General features: G+C 65.3%; 19 protein-coding genes. 8 read left to right on the top strand and 11 right to left on the bottom strand.

Going from position 1 to position 17,599, the window contains the following annotated elements:
- Window positions 1-180: 180 nt before the first annotated feature.
- Complete coding sequence (locus WJ542_RS31005) at window positions 181-1,194, top strand: aldo/keto reductase (protein WP_411193355.1); 1,014 nt, start codon at window positions 181-183, stop codon at window positions 1,192-1,194.
- A 405-nt stretch (window positions 1,195-1,599) separates the two neighbouring features.
- On the opposite strand, the gene WJ542_RS31000 is transcribed toward WJ542_RS31005, so the two are convergent.
- Complete coding sequence (locus WJ542_RS31000) at window positions 1,600-2,004, bottom strand: hypothetical protein (protein ID WP_411193354.1); 405 nt, start codon at window positions 2,002-2,004, stop codon at window positions 1,600-1,602.
- A gap of 43 nt (window positions 2,005-2,047) precedes the next feature.
- Window positions 2,048-2,413, bottom strand: coding sequence for a hypothetical protein (locus WJ542_RS30995; RefSeq protein WP_411193353.1), 366 nt, complete (start codon window positions 2,411-2,413; stop codon window positions 2,048-2,050).
- A gap of 606 nt (window positions 2,414-3,019) precedes the next feature.
- Between WJ542_RS30995 and WJ542_RS30990 the strand changes: the two genes are divergently transcribed.
- On the top strand, window positions 3,020-3,874 hold the full coding sequence (locus WJ542_RS30990; protein WP_411193352.1) for a nucleotidyltransferase domain-containing protein: 855 nt from the start codon (window positions 3,020-3,022) through the stop codon (window positions 3,872-3,874).
- 101 nt (window positions 3,875-3,975) lie between these two features.
- Here WJ542_RS30990 and WJ542_RS30985 read toward each other — a convergent pair whose 3' ends face one another.
- The gene (locus tag WJ542_RS30985) at window positions 3,976-4,692 is read right to left on the bottom strand and encodes a YceH family protein (RefSeq protein WP_411193351.1); all 717 of its coding nucleotides are present in this window, start codon (window positions 4,690-4,692) and stop codon (window positions 3,976-3,978) included.
- A gap of 91 nt (window positions 4,693-4,783) precedes the next feature.
- Window positions 4,784-5,428: a CGNR zinc finger domain-containing protein gene (locus WJ542_RS30980; RefSeq protein ID WP_411193350.1), complete on the bottom strand. Its 645-nt coding sequence runs from the start codon at window positions 5,426-5,428 to the stop codon at window positions 4,784-4,786.
- A gap of 165 nt (window positions 5,429-5,593) precedes the next feature.
- On the opposite strand from WJ542_RS30980, the gene WJ542_RS30975 reads away from it, so the two are divergent.
- Genes WJ542_RS30975 through WJ542_RS30965 form a run of 3 tightly spaced genes read left to right on the top strand, consistent with a single transcriptional unit; the run spans window position 5,594 to window position 8,001 of the window.
- On the top strand, window positions 5,594-6,289 hold the full coding sequence (locus WJ542_RS30975) for an alpha/beta fold hydrolase (RefSeq protein ID WP_411193349.1): 696 nt from the start codon (window positions 5,594-5,596) through the stop codon (window positions 6,287-6,289).
- Between the two features lie 35 nt (window positions 6,290-6,324).
- Window positions 6,325-7,179 carry an alpha/beta fold hydrolase gene (locus tag WJ542_RS30970; protein WP_411193348.1) on the top strand — a complete coding sequence of 285 codons (855 nt, stop codon included), beginning with the start codon at window positions 6,325-6,327 and terminating at the stop codon, window positions 7,177-7,179.
- Window positions 7,180-7,230: 51 nt separating this feature from the next.
- Window positions 7,231-8,001, top strand: a complete 771-nt coding sequence (locus WJ542_RS30965) for an SDR family oxidoreductase (RefSeq protein ID WP_411193347.1) — start codon at window positions 7,231-7,233, stop codon at window positions 7,999-8,001.
- 93 nt (window positions 8,002-8,094) lie between these two features.
- Here the strand turns inward: WJ542_RS30965 and WJ542_RS30960 are convergent, their stop codons facing one another.
- The 4 genes from WJ542_RS30960 to mdlC all read right to left on the bottom strand — a co-directional run bounded on the left by WJ542_RS30960 (window position 8,095) and on the right by mdlC (window position 12,955).
- Window positions 8,095-8,799 (bottom strand): glutathione S-transferase N-terminal domain-containing protein, encoded by a 705-nt coding sequence (locus WJ542_RS30960; RefSeq protein ID WP_411193346.1) that lies wholly within the window; start codon window positions 8,797-8,799, stop codon window positions 8,095-8,097.
- 118 nt (window positions 8,800-8,917) lie between these two features.
- The gene (locus WJ542_RS30955; protein ID WP_411193345.1) at window positions 8,918-9,685 is read right to left on the bottom strand and encodes a bestrophin-like domain; all 768 of its coding nucleotides are present in this window, start codon (window positions 9,683-9,685) and stop codon (window positions 8,918-8,920) included.
- Between the two features lie 137 nt (window positions 9,686-9,822).
- A complete protein-coding gene (locus tag WJ542_RS30950) occupies window positions 9,823-11,274 on the bottom strand; it encodes an aldehyde dehydrogenase (protein WP_411193344.1) in 1,452 nt (483 codons plus the stop codon).
- A gap of 43 nt (window positions 11,275-11,317) precedes the next feature.
- Complete coding sequence (gene mdlC, locus WJ542_RS30945) at window positions 11,318-12,955, bottom strand: benzoylformate decarboxylase (protein WP_411193343.1); 1,638 nt, start codon at window positions 12,953-12,955, stop codon at window positions 11,318-11,320.
- A 103-nt stretch (window positions 12,956-13,058) separates the two neighbouring features.
- On the opposite strand from mdlC, the gene WJ542_RS30940 reads away from it, so the two are divergent.
- A complete protein-coding gene (locus tag WJ542_RS30940; RefSeq protein ID WP_411193342.1) occupies window positions 13,059-13,994 on the top strand; it encodes a LysR family transcriptional regulator in 936 nt (311 codons plus the stop codon).
- Between the two features lie 3 nt (window positions 13,995-13,997).
- On the opposite strand, the gene WJ542_RS30935 is transcribed toward WJ542_RS30940, so the two are convergent.
- Both WJ542_RS30935 and WJ542_RS30930 read right to left on the bottom strand, forming a co-directional pair.
- On the bottom strand, window positions 13,998-14,711 hold the full coding sequence (locus WJ542_RS30935; RefSeq protein ID WP_411193341.1) for a dienelactone hydrolase family protein: 714 nt from the start codon (window positions 14,709-14,711) through the stop codon (window positions 13,998-14,000).
- Between the two features lie 104 nt (window positions 14,712-14,815).
- Window positions 14,816-15,712 carry a LysR family transcriptional regulator gene (locus WJ542_RS30930; protein WP_411193340.1) on the bottom strand — a complete coding sequence of 299 codons (897 nt, stop codon included), beginning with the start codon at window positions 15,710-15,712 and terminating at the stop codon, window positions 14,816-14,818.
- A gap of 94 nt (window positions 15,713-15,806) precedes the next feature.
- Here WJ542_RS30930 and WJ542_RS30925 point away from each other — a divergent pair, with 94 nt between their 5' ends.
- Window positions 15,807-16,256 carry a PACE efflux transporter gene (locus WJ542_RS30925; protein ID WP_411193339.1) on the top strand — a complete coding sequence of 150 codons (450 nt, stop codon included), beginning with the start codon at window positions 15,807-15,809 and terminating at the stop codon, window positions 16,254-16,256.
- 16 nt (window positions 16,257-16,272) lie between these two features.
- On the opposite strand, the gene WJ542_RS30920 is transcribed toward WJ542_RS30925, so the two are convergent.
- Window positions 16,273-16,878, bottom strand: coding sequence for a TetR/AcrR family transcriptional regulator (locus WJ542_RS30920; RefSeq protein WP_411193338.1), 606 nt, complete (start codon window positions 16,876-16,878; stop codon window positions 16,273-16,275).
- Window positions 16,879-17,021: 143 nt separating this feature from the next.
- Between WJ542_RS30920 and WJ542_RS30915 the strand changes: the two genes are divergently transcribed.
- Window positions 17,022-17,447: a tautomerase family protein gene (locus WJ542_RS30915; RefSeq protein WP_411193337.1), complete on the top strand. Its 426-nt coding sequence runs from the start codon at window positions 17,022-17,024 to the stop codon at window positions 17,445-17,447.
- Window positions 17,448-17,599 lie beyond the last annotated feature (152 nt).

Here is a 17,599-nt window from a genome sequence, read left to right as displayed (position 1 = left end):
TGAGAGGATTGGGCGGGACCATTCACCCATAGCCAGCCAGGAAGCGAAGCCGGTCTCAGGCATTGTGCGGAAATCTGGACAACCTATTCGGTTTGAGGGGGATTATCGCACGCCAAAGGTGCGCCCATAATCCGTCTCGTCCACCGCCGCTCGTGTGCGGTGCCAGTTCAGGAGAAAGACATGAAGCAGCTTCGACTCGGCGCAACGGGACCTCTCAGCTCGGCCATTGGCCTTGGCTGCATGGGCATGTCGGGCATGTATGGTCCGTCCGATCGCGCGGAGAGCATCGCCACCATTCACGCCGCGCTGGAGGCGGGCGTGACCTTGCTGGACACCGGCGACTTCTACGGTTCGGGCCACAACGAATTGCTGATCGCCGAGGCGCTGAAGAGCGCGCCGCCTTCGCGTCGCGATGCCGCGATCGTCAGCGTGAAGTTCGGTGCGATGCGCGATCCGGCGGGCGGCTGGTCGCTGTATGATGCGCGTCCCGCTGCGGTGAAGAACTTCCTCGCCTATTCGTTGCAACGGCTGGGCGTGGACCACATCGACATCTACCGGCCCGCGCGCCTCGACCCGAACGTGCCGATCGAGGAAACCGTGGGCGCGATCGGCGACATGATCAAGGCGGGTTACGTGCGGCACGTCGGCCTCTCCGAGGTCGGTGCGGCGACCATCCGCCGTGCGGCCGCCGTGCATCCCGTCTGCGATTTGCAGATCGAGTATTCACTGATCTCGCGCAGCATCGAAGACGAGATTTTGCCTGCCTGCCGCGAACTCGGTATCGGCATTACCGCGTATGGCGTGCTTTCGCGCGGGCTCATCAGCGGGCACTGGCAGAAGAGCGCGGCGGGCGCCGGCGATTTTCGCGCGTACAGCCCGCGCTTCCAGGGCGAGAACGTCGATCGCAATCTCGCGCTCGTCGAGGCGCTGCGGACGGTTGCCGGGGAAAAGGGCGTAACGGTGGCGCAAATCGCGATTGCCTGGGTGGCCGCCCAGGACGACATCGTCGTGCCGCTGATCGGCGCGCGGCGCCGCGACCGGCTGACCGAAGCTCTCGGCGCGCTGGACGTAGTCCTGAGCGCCGACGATCTTGCGGCCATCGAGCGCGCGGTGCCGAGAGGCGCGGCCGCCGGCGAGCGTTACGCCGCGGCGCAAATGGCGCACCTCGACAGTGAGCGTAGCCACGGAGCGTGAGCAGCGGTTGAGGGCGCAGCGAGGTTCGGCCGGCGCAAGTGTCACATCGCGACAACGAATCAGAGGCAGTTTCATGATGCCACGAGCCTCGCATCCCGATCTTTCAGTACCCCGGACGGATGGAAGCCCGTTTCCACCGCGTATCGCGTATCAGAACTCCGGCTTCGTTGATATACCGGAGCCGTCGGTCGTTTCCGGCGGAGAGGGCGCGGCCGACGGTGATGCGCTGGGCAGACGAGCCATCGAGGGGTTGCGCCTGGAGATAGTTCACGTGATTCCCATTCGGAGGGGTGTTGTATTCCTGGAATACGCCACTGCCGAAATGCGGGTTGCCTGTCCGAATATCTCGATAAATGATTCGTCATCCTAAGCATGTTCTTTCTCCGCTGCCTGGCCGTGCCGGCTTCACGGGGAAGAATCCGTTGTGCCGGGTCGGTTGCGCAGGCCGCATTGTTGCGCAAGCCAGGCCGGCACGTAATCGCCAGAGATGGCTTCCAGCATCTCCTGCATCCAGTCCGCGACTTCCCGAAGCGAAACCGCCCCCATCACGAGCACGGTCACCGAGTTTGTCGACGCGCAGGGGAGAAATTCGATGGTCAGCTTATCCGGCTGTGCGCGGAACGCTTCGATGCAGGCGGCAATCTCCCGGCCGATCGGGGACATGCCCAGCATTGCGCCCGGATCCACGTCCCCAATGCCCAAGGCGCACCACTCGAGTTCCCCGCTTGGAGGTCCGCAGCCCATCAGCAGGCGCCTGCAAGCGGGAACATCAGTGAGCGTCCCGAACGCGGCTTCGAAGGATTCGGTCATGGCGGCGGATCCGGTTAGTGCGGACTACGGCCGGACCTGCGGATCAGTCCTGGCGGAAATGGTAGCGGCGCCGCAGTCCGCCGGAGACCGGCGCCACAATAGAAACGGCAGACGTAGTGCCGGCCGCCGCCGTCGGTCGCCTGACTGCTCGAAGATCCTCACCCGTAATTCCCCCGGACAGGCGTAGCTCCACTAGCAGGCGAACCGGCAGGGGCATTGGCAGTTCGCGAGCCTCGTAGCGGCTGCCGCTGGACTGGGCGACGCCGAGGAGCCGCCAGAACTGCCGCTGGGATTCCCGGTGCTGTTTGCGGAATGCGACGATCCGGGCGATCTCGTCCGGGGGCTCCGTCGCATCGTCCGCGTTCAGGCCGCCGTCATCGGATGTGGCCAACGTATTGGCTGATTCCATGTTTGCGCTCGTTTTTGCCTTCGGCTTTCAAGGACACCTGATCAGCGCCGTCCACGGCCGATCGCGGGCGGGCAGGTAAGCGAAAGCCCCGGCGGATGCGGCCACCGGGGCTTTCTGGCAGCCTTCGTCATCGGGGGAGACAGAGCCTGCGTAGCAACAGTATAGGAGGTTCCGAGCGAAGGGGAATGAGCGATGCGGCGCTGCCATGCTTCGACGGGTCGTCGACAACAATGGGAAGCGTGGCCTCGGTCCTTCCTGCATTTGTCAGAAGACCTGAGCATGGAGCTTGCATCATGCCCAAATCGACTGGCTTCGAGTTCCGGGTTCTAGAATTTCTTCTCAGGCATCGGCCAAGAGCGAAGTAATGCCGGAGCCGGTGATCGCGGCGATCGACAACGGGGGCCCGAAGTACAGTACCGGCAGGCTCGCGATTTGAGTTTCCATGATAGTTTTACGCGACCTCGGCACTCTATTGTCGACGCACCGCTTATCGAATTGTTTCACTGTTTGGCGAAACGTCGAAGTGCCGGACTACCGTTTGCTCACACGGCCGACGACGATGAAGCGCTGCGGTCGTGAAGCATTTCCAGACTACAAGGTTCAAACATGCCCACCATCACGGACACGCTGTTGAAGCGAATAGTCCCATCTCTGGCAAAGGTGCCCGGCGTTGTTGCGGTAGTCCTGGGTGGGTCTCGTGCCAGGGGAACAGCTAACGAGGCGTCCGACTACGATATCGGGCTCTATTTTGAATCCGCTGAACCGCTGGATACAGAATCGTTGCTGAACGTGGTCAGGACACTGGTCGACGATCCGGTTTCAGCGGCCGTAACGCCTGTTGGAGAATGGGGCCCCCGCATAGTGGGTGGCGGTTGGCTCTCGGTCGCGGGGCGAAAAGTCGATCTTCTGTATCGGAATATTGAGCGCGTTGCCACCGTGATCGACGAATGCCGCGCGGGGCGCGTCTTGATGGAATACCAGCCTGGACATCCGCATGGGTTCTGCTCTGCGATCTGGATGGGGGAGGTGGCGCTATGCCAACCCCTTTACGATCCGGACGAAAGCATCCACAAGCTCAAAGCTTCAACTTCACCGTATCCGGTGGCACTGCGCACGGCACTAGTCAATACATTCCTCTGGGAGGTGTCGTTTAGCATCGACAATGCGCAGACGGCGATCTCGCGCCACGAGCAGGTGCACGTGGCGGGGTGTGCATATCGGGCGTTGTGCTGCATGGCGCAGGTTTTGTTTGCGCTCAATGGGCGCTACCTGATAAACGAAAAAGCGTCTCTGATCGAAGCCGCTACGTTCATCTGCACAATTCGCGACCTTGAAACACAGGTCAAACGCGTGTGGGCCGCAATCGGCGAGTCGGATCTCGCGACCGCCGTGTCTGTGTTGCGAGCCATGGATAGAGATCTCCATGCTATGGTCGAAACGCATTCCCGCCCCGGGTCGTAGTGAATTTCGATGGGAATGGCTGTTTTTGCTGGTTATAGGGTAAGGCATGCTTAAGGTTTTATGCGCCACGCTATTCGCGTAGCGCGCCGCCTCGTCTGCCGTTACGTCTGCTGCCCCCGCTCATCGACCCCAACCCCCAGTTCAGCAGCAAGGCGCTCGACGAGCGCGCGCAGCCGAACCACCTCTTCGGCAAGCCGCTCATGCTCGCCGCGCAACGTTTCGAATTCCGCCAACGAGACGGCATTGCCGATCACCGGCGCATCGCCAGCCGCCGCGGCGCCCGCGCTCATTTCCACCTCGCCGCACAGCAGATGCATCCAGCGGTTCTCGCGCTCGCCCGGCGCGCGCGGCAGCTTCACGACGAGCGGCGGCTCGCGCTCGGCCAGTTCGTCGAGGAAGGCCTCGACCGACGACACGTCCGCGAACCCGTGCAGCCGTGCGGAGTTCAGACGCAACTCGGCCGCCGTCTGCGCGCCGCGCAGCAGAATCACCGTCAGCAGCGCCACGGCCTGGCCCGGAATGCCCAGCACGCGATTCAGGTTGTGCTCGAAACGCGGCACGCGGCTGCTGCTGCCCTCGAACACCAGGCTCAGGTGTTTGAGATCCTCGATGGTGCCAAGCACTTCGGTCTCGCTGACGTTCATCACCGGCGTGCGCGCCGTCTTCTGGTTGCAGCCGGACGTCAACGCGTTGAGCGACAGCGGGTAAGTGTCGGGCACCGTGTGCTGCTTCTCGACCAGCACGCCCAGAATGCGCGCCTCGAGTTGCGTGAGCGCGCGCAGCGGGCGTGGCGAGGCGCTATCGGCAGAAGAATTCATGGTCAAACCCGGTAATGGAAGATCATTCGTGGGGGGAGATCATACGCGCATCGTGTGCACTACCGTACCGTCTCCCGTCACGTTTACTGCCTTACTCCTTGCTTTGTTCCCCGCTTTGCTCCTTTAGCCGCTTGCGGTGCGCGGCAACCTTCGCCCGATTGCCGCAGAGCGCCATGCTGCACCAGCGGCGCGCGTGGCCGCGCGTGTGATCGGCGAACAGCAGCGTGCAGCGTGGACCCTCGCACGCTTTCACATGCGTGAAGTCTTCTTCGCACACCAGTTTCGCCATGGCCTCGGCTATCGGCAGCAACAACGCGTCCGGCGTCGTCCAGCGCCGGTACGCGTGCAGTGCCAGCGCCGGCGTGCTGCCGTCGGTGGCCGCGACGATCGCTTCATGCCGCTTGTCCTGGGCGAGCAGCCGGTTGAGGGGTTCAAGGTCGTCGAGATCGTGTGCCGTTAGCGGCTTTCCCTTGCGGGAACGCACGAAGCCCCTGAACCATTCGCGCAGTTCTCGCGCTCGCGCGGCCACGGCGTCCAACTCCTCCCGCGTGGCCTTTGCGCGCAACTGCGCGAGCACGGCAGGCGGCACAAGGCCCGTTTGCGCGAGCCAGGCTAGCAGGCCTTCCCCGTCACTCACCCAGTCAACGGGTTCGTCCACGGGCGTTGCGACGGAGTTCAGGAAGTCGAGGCCCAACGCGTCGGCCACGAGTATCGCGGGGTTTTGACGATAGTCCATTGCTGACCACGAATTAAGTGATGTTGCGGAAAATGTAACCGTCAAAATCATTCTTGACAAGTTACATGCGCAGTTAGTAACCTCTTAATCAATGTTAATAAGGTTACTCGATGAGGCGGATTCCGACCGCCTGGGCAGTGGCCACTTTCTCCGGAGGAATGCGACATGGCATCTGAAAACGTAAGCGTGGTGCTCGCCCATGGAGCCTGGGCAGACGGGTCGAGCTGGGGCAAGGTGATTGGCCGCCTGGAGGCGGCTGGCGTCGAGGCAATCGCCGCGCCGTTGCCGCTCACGTCGCTCGGCGACGACGTGGCGGCGCTCGAACGGGCGATAAGGCGGGCTGCGGGGCCCGTCGTGCTGGCGGGGCACGCCTATGCCGGCGCAGTGATCGGCGCGCCGCGGGCTGAAGCGGTTCGTGCGCTGGTCTACGTGGCGGCGCTGGCGCCGGACGAAGGCGAGACGGTGGCCGATGTGTTCTATCGCGGCGAAACGCATCCGCTGGCGCCGAAGCTCGCTCCCGATAGCGACGGCTGGATCTGGCTGCCGCACGACGCGTTTGCCAGCGCTTTTGCCCAGGATGCGACGCCGCAGGAGCTGGCGGTGCTGGCCGCCGTGCAGCGGCCCATTGCGCCCGCATGCATCGGCGAGGCCGTGGCGCGGCCGTTGTGGCGGGACTTGCCGGCATGGTTCCTGGTCGCGGGGCGCGACCGCATGATCGACCCGGCCACGCAGCATTTCATGGCGCGCCGCATGAACGCAAACGTGCGTTCGCACGATGTCGACCACACGCCGCTCATGACGGCCCCCGATGCCGTGGCGCAAATCATTCTCGAAGCAGTGCGGTCGGTCGCCGGCCGCTGAAAGCGTTGTTTCGTCGTTTCTTCTGGAGGCAAACCATGTCTACGATTGCGTATCGTCACGCCGATGTCGATGGTTTCAACGTGTTCTATCGCGAGACCGGCCGTCGCGACGCGCCGAAGCTCCTGTTGCTGCACGGCTTTCCGACTTCGAGCCACATGTTTCGTGACCTGATGCCGAAGCTCGCCGGGCGTTTTCATCTGGTCGCGCCGGACCTGCCCGGATTCGGCCAGTCGGACCTGCCGTCGCGCGATCGCTTCGCCTATACGTTCGAAAACATCGCCAACGTCATCGACCGCTTCACGGAGGTGATCGGTTTCGATCGCTATGCGGTGTACGTTTTCGACTACGGCGCGCCGACCGGTTTCCGGCTGGCTCTCAAGCATCCCGAAAGAATTACGGCGATCGTTTCGCAGAACGGCAACGCTTACGAAGAGGGCTTGAGCGATGGCTGGAATCCGATCCGCGCATACTGGGGAGCGCAGACGGCTGCGAACCGCGAGGCGCTGCGCGCGTTCCTTGCGCCCGATACGACGAAGTGGCAATACACGCATGGCGTGCCCGACACGACAGCGGTTTCGCCGGACGGCTACACGCTCGACAACCACTATCTCGCCCGCGGCGGCATGGATGAAATCCAGCTCGATCTGTTTGGCGACTACGGTAGTAACGTGGCCCTGTATCCGGCTTTCCAGCAGTACTTGCGCACGCATCAGCCGCCGTTTCTCGCCGTGTGGGGCAGGAACGACCCGTTCTTTCTTCCGGCAGGCGCGGAAGCGTTCCGGCGCGATCTGCCGCAAGCGGTCGTGCGTTTCTTCGACACGGGCCACTTCGCGCTCGAAACCCACGCTTCGGAAATTGCCGAGGCCATTTCCGGATTCCTTGTGCGCTGATCCCGAAGCGAGTGCACGGGCCGTTATCGATTCACCTTTATGGAGAGTGTGATGTCCACGAGAGTTGCCATTGTCACGGGGGCGAGCCAGGGTATCGGCCGTTCAACCGCAATCCGGCTGGCGAGGGATTTCAGCGCCGTCGCGCTGGTCGCGCGCAATCGGGCGAACCTGGAAGAAACGGCGGGCGAGGTGGAGCGCGCGGGCGCCAAGGCGCTCGTGATCGAACTCGATCTCGCCGACCCCGGGGCGGCCCAGCCGGTTGTCGACCGCACGCTGGCGGCGTTTGGCCGGATCGACGCGCTGCTCAACATCGCGGGGGCGGTCCCGCAGATCGACGTGTTCGAGATGACCGACGACGAGTGGGAACGAGGGCTCGCGCTGAAACTGCATGGCGCGCGGCGCCTCACGGTGGCGGCGTGGCCGGCGCTGAAGGCGGCGTCGGGGTCGGTCGTGCTGATGTCCGGCAATTCCGCGTTGTTCCCGAAGGCTCCCTATGCGGCCGTGGGCACGATCAACGCCGCTATTGTGGCGCTGGCGAAAGCGTTCTCCGACCGTGGCATTGCGGACGGCGTGCAGGTCAACAGCGTGCTGCCCGGGCCGGTGATGACGGGCCGGCGTCGCTCGTATCTCGAACACTGGGCGCCGCTGCACGACATGACGGTGGAAGAGGCCACGGCGAAATTCCCGGCCGAAGCCGGTATTGCCCGCTACGGCACGCCGGAGGAAATCGCCGAACTGATGGCATTCGTCGTGTCGCCGGCGGCGCACTGGATGACGGGGTCGACGCTGCGCATGGACGGCGGCGAGGTGAAGTCCGTGTGAGCGGCGTGTTTCTGGCGGGGCGGCGGCCGTTGCGCTTACCGGATCCCGGCGTAAAGCCTCGCGTAGAGCGAGGCCCGAAGCGCCGGGCGCCGCTTAGCCGCGCGGCGGGATGTTGAGCCCTCGCTCGACTGCCGGGCGCGCGACGAATGCTGCGAGCGCGCGCGTGACGTGCGGGAAATCCTGAATGCCGACCAGATCGCCCGCTTCATAAAAGCCGACCAGGTTGCGCACCCATGGGAACGTGGCCATGTCCGCGATGGTGTAGTCCTCGCCCATGATCCACGCGCGGCCCGCGAGGCGCTCGTTGAGCACGTTGAGCAGACGGCGCGATTCCCCGACATAGCGATCGCGGGGACGCTTGTCCTCGTACTCCTTGCCCGCGAAACGGTGGAAGAAGCCGAGCTGGCCGAACATCGGGCCAATGCCGCCCATCTGGAACATGAGCCACTGGATGGTCTCGTAGCGCGCGTTGCCTGCGCGTGCGAGGAACTGGCCGCACTTGTCGGCGAGATAGATGAGGATCGCGCCCGACTCGAAAAGCGCGAGCGGCTGGCCTTCGGGGCCGTTGGGGTCGAGGATCGCGGGAATCTTGTTGTTCGGATTCAGCGAGAGGAACTCGGGCGTCATCTGATCGTTGGCGTCGAAGCGCACCAGATGCCCTTCATAGGGCAGGCCGGTCTCTTCCAGCATGATCGAGATCTTCACGCCGTTGGGCGTGGGGAGCGAATAGAGCTGGATGCGGTCGGGATGCTGGGCTGGCCACTTGCGCGTGATGGGGAAGACGGAAAGGTCGTTCATGCGGGCATCCTCTGCTAATCGCTTGCCGGCCTGAATTGGCCGGGCTGCCCAGTTTAGAGGAATTGGCGGGTGCGTGCCGGGCATGGCCCCGGGCACCACGCTTCCCGGGGCGCCGCGTTCAGTTCGGCGGCAGCGATTGCTGAACGAGGAGCAGATTCTGCGGCACCACGCGAATCAGGCCGCCGCGCGGACTGTCGATGTCCGCGATCAGCGAAAGCGAGAGCGAGACGGTGATGGGCAGGATGACGAGCAGTACGCGCCGGCCGGTTTTGCCGCGTACGCCGTAGCCTTGCATGAGGTTGCTGAAGAAGGCGATCAGCAGCATGAGTCCCCAGGCCGATACCGGGATGCGATTGAGCCAGGCTGCCTGGGTATAGCCTTGGGTGTTGAGGACATCGTTCATGCCGGTCACGACGAGCGCCGTGATGGGGTTGGGCTGTGCCGCAGCGGCGTCTCGCGCGCCTGCCCAGAGCTGGCCCTGGAGGATGGAAGTCTTGCTGTTGATCGCTTCCAGTTGTTTGGCATCGCGTGTCCTGTAGCACTCGATGCGCAACTCCAGGTACTGCGCGAGCAGCGCCTTCATCTTTGCCGATCCGGCGCCGCCGATCAGGTCGGCGCGCACGTATTCCGTGCCGATCGCGTTGGCTTCCTCTTCTTCGTAGTTCTTGCGCTGGTCGTAGCGGCCGACCGCCATCGACAGCGTGAAGCCGATCAGGAGCGCGAGCAGGGTGAGCGTGGCGCCCTGCACGACGTTGTAGTTTTCGCGGGTTTCCTCATGGAGCGGATACAGGCGATGCAGTACGACAGCCCCAAGCGCGGCGGCCAGGGAAAGCAGGACGATCAGCGTGACGAACAGCAACGCGGGACGATCGACGAGTTGTGCCATGGCGGCTCCAGGGAGGACGAGGGCGCCTGGTGCCGGTCGCGCCGCCGGATCGGGCGTATCCGGCACCAGGCGAGGCCGATTTTATTGGAAATTCGGGACGGCGGGGTGCCTCATGGGAGGGTCAACAGGATCACCTCTCAGAACGGATAATGACGCGGCGTGGTCTGCAGCGTGATCCAGCGCAGTTCGGTGAATTCGGCAATGCCCGCCTTGCCGCCGAAGCGCCCGAAGCCGCTGTCCTTCACACCGCCGAACGGCATCTGCGCTTCGTCGTGCACGGTCGGCCCATTGATGTGGCAGATACCGGATTCGATGCGCTGCGCCACGTTGAGCGCCCGCGCGCTGTCGCGGCTGAACACGGCCGAGGAGAGTCCATACGGATTGTCGTTGGCGCAGGCGATAGCCGCTTCCTCGCCGCGCACGCGGACGATGGGCTTCACGGGACCGAACGATTCGTCGTGGTAGATGCGCATCCCGGGCGTCACATGATCGAGCAGCGTCGCCGGCATCAGCGTGTTGTCCGCCTTGCCGCCGCACACGAGCGTCGCGCCTTTCGCGAGCGCGTCGTCGATCAACGCGTTGCAGCGCTCGACCGTGCTCATGTCGACGACCGAGCCGAGCACGACCGGCCCCTTGCGCGGGTCGCCGAGCGGCAGCGCACGGGCGCGCGCAGCCAGCTTGTCGACGAAGGCATCGGCAATGGGCTCATCGACGATGATGCGCTCCGTCGACATGCAAATTTGCCCGGAATTCGCGAAGGCGCCGAACACGGCGGCATTCACGGCGGCGTCGAGGTCGGCGTCGTCGAGCACGACGAGCGGCGCCTTGCCGCCCAGTTCGAGCACGGCGGGCTTCAGATGGCGCGCGCACTGCTCCGCCACCAGGCGGCCGACGCGCGTGGAGCCCGTGAAGTTCACGCGCCGCACCTTGGGATGCGCAATCATCGCTTCCACGATGGGCGCGGCGTCCGCCGGCGCGTTCGTCACGAAGTTCACGGCGCCGCGTGGCAGGCCGACTTCCTGCATGGCTTCGATGATGAGGCCGTGCGTGGCCGGGCAGATTTCCGAGCCCTTCAGCACGACCGTGTTGCCGCATGCGAGCGGCAGTGCGATGGCGCGCACGGCGAGGATCACGGGCGCATTCCACGGTGCGATGCCGAGCACGACACCGGCAGGTTGACGCACGCCCATCGCGAGACTGCCCGGCACGTCGGAGGGAATCAGTTCGCCGCCGATCTGCGTCGTCATGGCGGCGGCCTCGATCAGGCCCTGGGCCGCGAGATGCACATTGAAGCCGGCCCACAGGCCCGACGCGCCGGTCTCGGCCGCCATGGCGGCCGCAAAGGCATCGGCTTTCGCTTCGAGCGCATGTGCGGCCTTCGTGAGCAGTGCACGGCGCTCGCCGGGTCCGAGCGCCGACCAGGCCGGGAAGGCGCGCGCGGCGGCATCCACGGCGGCGCGTGCGTCTTCGATCGAAGCGGCGGGCGCGCGCGATGCCACAGTGCCGTCCAGCGGATTGCGGCGCTCGAACGTGGCGCCATCGCGCGCGGACACTTTTTCGCCGTCGATCAGCATTGCTACGTTTTGCATGGGTTGTCTCCTCGATGAGCGTGATGGGTATAAGGATGAGGGATTACGCAACGACCACTTCGACGAGCGCCGGACCTGGCGACGTGAACGCGTGTCGCAGCGCTTCGTGCAACTGGGACGCAACGCTTGCGCGCACGCCGGAACAGCCCATGCCGGCCGCGATCGTCACGAAGTCGAGTCCCGGCAGGTCGGTGCCCTGGACCGGATCGCCGGGGCCAAAGCCGAATACCGGCGCGAAATCCTGCAGCGCGGCGTAGCGCGTATTGTTCAGGATGACGAAGGTAATGGGCAAACGCAGTTGCACCGCGCTCCAGATGGCCTGGATCGAGTACATGCTGGAGCCGTCGCCTGTCAACGCGATCACGCGCTCGCCGGGCCTCGCGAGGGCGACGCCCACCGCGGCCGGCATGCCGTAGCCGAGTCCGCCGCTGTCCATGGTGAGGAAGCCGCCCGCGCGCCCGATCGGCAGGTAGGTCTGCATCACAGGGCGGGCGCTGGGTGCTTCCTCCACGACGATATCGTCGCCATGGCCGTTGTTATGACGCGCTTCGCTGAGCGTTTGCAACGCGAACGCCACCGACATGCGTTCCCCTGGCGCCGGCGGCAGCGCACGCGGCGGTGTCGGCCGCGGTGCGGGCAGCACGCGCTCGCGAGGCGCCGGGCGCTCGAGCAGATCGCGCACGCCGAGCCGCACATTGCCGACGGCGATCAGACCTTGCGGCGTCCACGCGGCCGTGCCCGGATCGTCGATCAACTGGCACAGCGGCGCGCCGGGCGGCACATGCGGGCCGTGCCCCTCCACGTGGTAAGTGAACGCCGGTGCGCCGAGCGCAAACACGAGGTCGTGACCGCCGAGCGTTTCGACGATGCGCTCGCGCATGGCGGGCAGGAAGCCCGCGAAGAGACGATGCGTTTCCGGAAAGCTGCAGCGCCCCGTCATGGGCGCGACGTAGACGCGCGCGCGATGCCGCTCGGCGAGCTGAACCACGTCCTCGACGGCGCCCGCGCGGTCCACGGCGCCGCCCACCACGAACGCGGGCCGCTCGCAGGCGTCGAGCAGCGCACCGATGCGCGCGAGCATCGCCGGATCGGGCCGCGTGACGTGGGCGACGTCGCGCTCGGGCACGAGCGTGGACGGCCGGTCCCAGTCGTCCACGGGAATCGAGACGAACACGGGGCCGCGCGGTTCCTGCATGGCGATTGCCCAGGCGCGCGCGATGGCGAGCGGGACGTCTTCGGCGCGCGCGGGTTCGATGCTCCATTTCACATAGGGCTTCGGCAGTTCGGTCGCCTGGGTTGCGGCGAGGAACGGGTCGAACGGCAGGATCGCGCGCGCCTGCTGACCGGCGGTAATGACGAGCGGCGTGCGGTTGCGGAACGCCGTGAAGATATTGCCCATGGCATTGCCCACGCCGGCTGCCGAATGCAGGTTCACGAGCGCCGCGCGGCCGCTCGCCTGGGCATAGCCGTCGGCCATGCCGACGACGACCGCTTCGTGCAGGCCCAGCACATAACGGAAATCGGCCGGGAAATCGCGGAACATCGGCAGTTCGGTCGAGCCGGGGTTCGCGAAGATCGACGTCATGCCAACGCGGCGTGCGAAGTCGATCACGGCATCGCGCACGGTCGTGCCCGGTGCGATGCCGGCCTGCTTGTTCTGTTGAGGCGCGCTGCCTGCCATTGAATGTCTCCTTGTACGGGGCGCGTTGTGCCGATGGGGCATTATCGCGAGGCTCGGGGTAATCCGAAATTGCCTGTTCTGCCCAAAGGCATTACCTTCAGGCATGACTTTCAATCTCCAGCAACTGCATGCCTTTGCCACGATCGTATCGGCCGGCAGTCTCGGGCGCGCGGCGGATACGCTGCACGTTACGCAGCCTGCGCTGAGCCGGGCGATTCGCCGGCTCGAAGTCCAGGTGGGCGCGCCGCTCTTCGAACGTCATTCGCGCGGCATGCAGCTCACCGCCGTCGGCGACGCGCTGCTGCCGCACGCGATCCTCTTGCTGCGCGAAGCCGAGCAGACCCGCGAGGAAATCGATGCCATGCGCGGCCTCGCGCGCGGGACGATCCGCTGCGGCGCGGTGGGCAGCATTGCGAGCCATGTGTTGCCGCTCGCCGTGAGCGGCGTGCTGCAGAAGTGGCCCAAGCTGCGGGTGGAAATTATCGAAGGGGTGTGGGACCGTCTTGCCGATGCGCTCGTGCGCCGCGAGATCGACCTCGCGCTCAGCATGGCGGTGCCGGACACCGAGGAGATCGCCGCGATCGGCGATTGCCGCTGGGAGGATCTGAGTTATGTCGTGGCGGCGCTCGATCATCCGTTGCGCCGCAAGCCGGGCCTCACGCTGGCCGACACGCTCGACGAGCAATGGGCGGTCCCGCCGCGCGGCACGGCGCCCTTCGAGCACATGCAGCAGGCGTTCGCGGAGCAGGGCCTGGGCTTGCCGAACGTGGTGGTCGAGACGCGCTCGATCACGGTGTTGAAGAGCCTCGTGGCGAGCTCGCACTTCCTGAGCTGGATGGCGACGCCGATGTACGCGACGGAAAGCAAGGCGGGGGTGTTCGATACGCTCGAACTGCCGGGCGTGGAAGGACGGCGCACGCTCACCGCCTTCCGGCGCCGGGACGGCATTCTGCCGAGCCCGGCGGTGAAGCTGCTGGAAGAGCTGCGGCGGTTGACGGCGGCGGGGCAGTCAACGGGGCCGGCCCCGCGTGACCAGTGAGGCTCAGCCTCGCGGCCAGAGCGTCTTGCCCCAGAACGTGAGCGTGCGATCCCAGGCCAGTTGCGCCCAGACCGGGTCGTACTGCGTGGCGGCGATGCGGCTCGGGCCCACGGCGGTCTCGTTGGCGAACGCGTGGTGCGCGAGATAGCGGTGGAACTCGACATCGACCTTGGCGTCGAGCAGCTTCGTTTCCAGCGCGTCGACTCCTTCGGTCTTGAAGAACTGGTCCTGCGTGGCCCAGTGACCGAGCACCGGCGCGGTGATCTTCGTGGCGTCGATGTATTCGAGCGGCGGGAAGCCGTACCACACCACCACACCGGTGATGCCGGGAATCTGGCTTGCCGCCAGCAGCGTCAGGGCGCCGCCCATGCAGTAGCCGGTCAGGCCGATGCGGTCGGTCAACGTCTTCAGGTAGTCCACGGCGCCGCGCACGTCTTGCGAGGCGGCGTCGGCGAAATCGAGCGCGTTCATCAGATGGCTCGCTTCCTCTTCCTCTACCGTGGACTTGCCGCGGTAGAGATCGGGAACCAGCGCGAGGTAGCCCGACTGGGCGAGGCGGTCGGCCACGCCGCGGATCTGGTCGTTCAATCCCCACCACTCCTGGATCACGACGATGGCTGGTGCGCCTTCGGCCTTTTCGGGGCGGGCAAGATAGCCCTGCAGCGTCTGGCCGTCGGGGCGGGTGAAGGTGATCATGGATCCGGCGGGCTGTTTCATGATGATTCCTCTAGCGGTCGGTCGTGGCCCGGTTGGGCGAAAGCCGTAGCATAGCGTTTGCGCCGAGGCTTTGCCGTGTCGGTCCGGCAGAAGCGCGCCGGGCGTCATGGGTCGATCCGGCGCCCGTCGCGCATCAGGTCGACGTAACGCCGCGCGGCGAGCCCGAGCGGCCGTTCCGTCGACCAGACAATATCGGCCCAGAGCCGGATTTCGTTGCTCATGTTCTCGAACACGATCTCCACAAGCGCGCCCGTGGCGAGCAGCGGCAGCACGAGTGCGCGCGGCAGGTAGGCCCAGCCGAGTCCGGCCTGGACGAGCCCTAGCGTGGCGAGATGGCTGTCCGTGCGCCATGTGGTGCGCGACACGAGCGTGCGGTTGTTGAGCCGGCTGTCCGCATGGCTCGCGACGGCGATCTGCCGGCCCGCGATCAGGTCTTCGTGGCTCACGCAGCTCCGGTCGGGCTGATAGAGCGGGTGATCGGGCGACACCACGGCCACCAGCAATTCGCTGCTCACTTCCTGAAAGCCTTCGCGCGCATCGAGACCGGGCCGCTCGAACACCAGCGCGAGTTGCACGGCACCCTCGTGGAGCATACGCATGGCGTGCGCCTGCGGCGCCGATACGATGTTCACTTCCAGCGCGGGAAACTCGTGAGCCAGCGTCTGTAGCGGCGTACTCCACGGCGCGGCCAGCAGCTCCGGCGCCACGGCGATGGCGAGTGTCTTTTCCAGCCCGGCGTGCAGCGCGAGCGCGTGCACGTCGAGTTGCCTCAGTTGCAGCGCGATCTGGCGCGCGCGCGGTTCCAGCGCGCGGGCGGCGGCCGTGGGGACGGGCTCGCGGCCCGTGCGCTCGAACAGCACGAGGTCGAGCGCGGCTTCGAGGTTCGCAATGGTCATGCTTACCGCGGAAGGCACTTTGCCCAGTGCGCGCGCCGCGGCCGAGAACGAGCCGTGATCGAGCACGGCGAGAAAGACGGCCACATTGTCCGAGTGGAAGCTCATTGCCAACCCTTCAGTTTTTTTGAAAGAAGCTGACTGGTTGTATCAGATTGCCCGTGAGAGTATCAAGGCCGTTCCGACTCGCGCCGGGGGCGCCATGCAAGGTCTCAAACGCCGCATCGTTTATGTCACCGTGTTCGAGGGTCTCGCCATTCTCGTGACCGGTACGAGCTTCGCCTCGATCGCCGGGAGCGGTTTCGACCGGGCAGCCGTGGCGGCGGTGCTCTCTTCAGTGATCGCTACGTCGTGGAATTTCGTCTACAACATGATGTTCGAGCGCTGGGAAGCGCGGCAGACGAAGCGCGGCCGGAGTGTGGCGCGGCGTATCGCGCATGCCGTGGGCTTCGAAGGCGGCCTCGTGCTGATACTCGTGCCGATATTCGCGGGGTTGCTGCGCATTACGCTGGTCGAGGCTTTCGTCATGGATATCGGCTTGACGGTGTTCTTCCTCGTCTACGCCTACCTCTATAACCTCGGTTTCGATTACCTGTTCGGCCTGCCGGCTTCGGCACTGCCGGCCACGCCTTGCGAGGCCCTGAAGCCCTGATCTCATCTGGCGAGGATCACCGCTTGCGCCTTGGCGCCATGTCTTCGGGCTCGGTCATTGCCGTTGCGTAGCGGCTGACCGCTTTCGCGATCCGTTCCGAGAGCGCCGGATCGCGTACGGCGCGCGCCAGCGTCACGCCGCCCGAGAGCAGCGCGAGAAACGCGATCGCACGGTCGTCGCGGCCGGCGGCGGGCAGATCGTCGAGTCCCGCCGACACTTCGTCCACGAGGCGCAGCAGTTCCTCTTCGTAGGCGGTGCGGGTTTCGTCGTCGGCCCGCATCACTTCCGGCGAAAGGCTCGGCAACGCGCAGCTCTCGCCGAGCTTGCAGGTGCGCCGCGGCCCCAGATAGAAGTCGATGAACGGCCGCCGCCAGCGTGCGCCGTGGGCGGCCCGCAATGACGCTACGCCATCGCGCAACTGCTCGATTCCCGCGAGCACGACGTTGCGGAACGCCTCGCTCTTCGATTTGAAATGTCCGTAGAACGCGCCATTGGTCACGCCGGCGGCCTTCGTCAGCGGACCGATACCCGATCCCCCATAGCCTTCCTCGCGGAACAGCCGGCTGGCGGCCTCGAGTATGCGTGCGCGGGTCTCGTTCTTGTGTTCGGCGGAATAACGCATGGGCGGCCTCTTTCGGAGTGATCGCTCTTTATCTTGCATAAAGAGCGATCAGTATCTATTCTATAGAGAGTGATCAGTATTTATATCACGACCGCTGGTGCTAGTCCCTGTTGATCTACGCACTCACCGAAGGAGGATTTGCCATGCCGATTACGCTGACCGTCGCCGAGGGCCTGCTCGCACCCGCAGCCGAAGCCCGGGTGTTTGCCGCATTGACCGAAGCCCTGCTGGAAATCGAGCAACTGGAGGGGAATGCATTCATGGAGCCGAACGTGGTCGGCACGCTGCACGTGGTGCCGACCGGACGCGTGTTTGCGGGCGGCAAGGCGGGCGCGGCGGCGTTCGTCGAGCTCAAGCTGCCCGCGGTGGCGCTGGCGACGCCCGAGGCGAAGCGGCGCTTTGTCGAACGGGCAACGGAGGTGGTCGAGCGGGCGGCGGGAGGGCAACTGACGCGCGACCGTATCTGGGTCAACGTGGTTTATGCGGCGGATGGCGCGTGGGGCATTGCGGGGCGAGCCTATGACAATGCGGGGCTGGCCGAGGCGATAGGTGCGGCGGCTGGGCGCTGAAGGCAGGGGCTGCTGTGGTGGTGGCCTGTTCTTCGTGTCGCGGAGAACAGGCCGTGCGCAGAATTGCAGTTGTAGGCTGTACAGCCGGTTGGCGTACTTGATCAATTGGGACCACGTACCCATGATTTGCTGGCGCAATAGATGCCCCAATC

It is taken from the genome of Paraburkholderia yinzeri (assembly GCF_046581065.1).
Taxonomy (GTDB): Bacteria; Pseudomonadota; Gammaproteobacteria; order Burkholderiales; family Burkholderiaceae; genus Paraburkholderia.
Note: the sequence above shows the minus strand (reverse complement) of the source record. Positions and strands in the feature narration are given on the sequence as shown.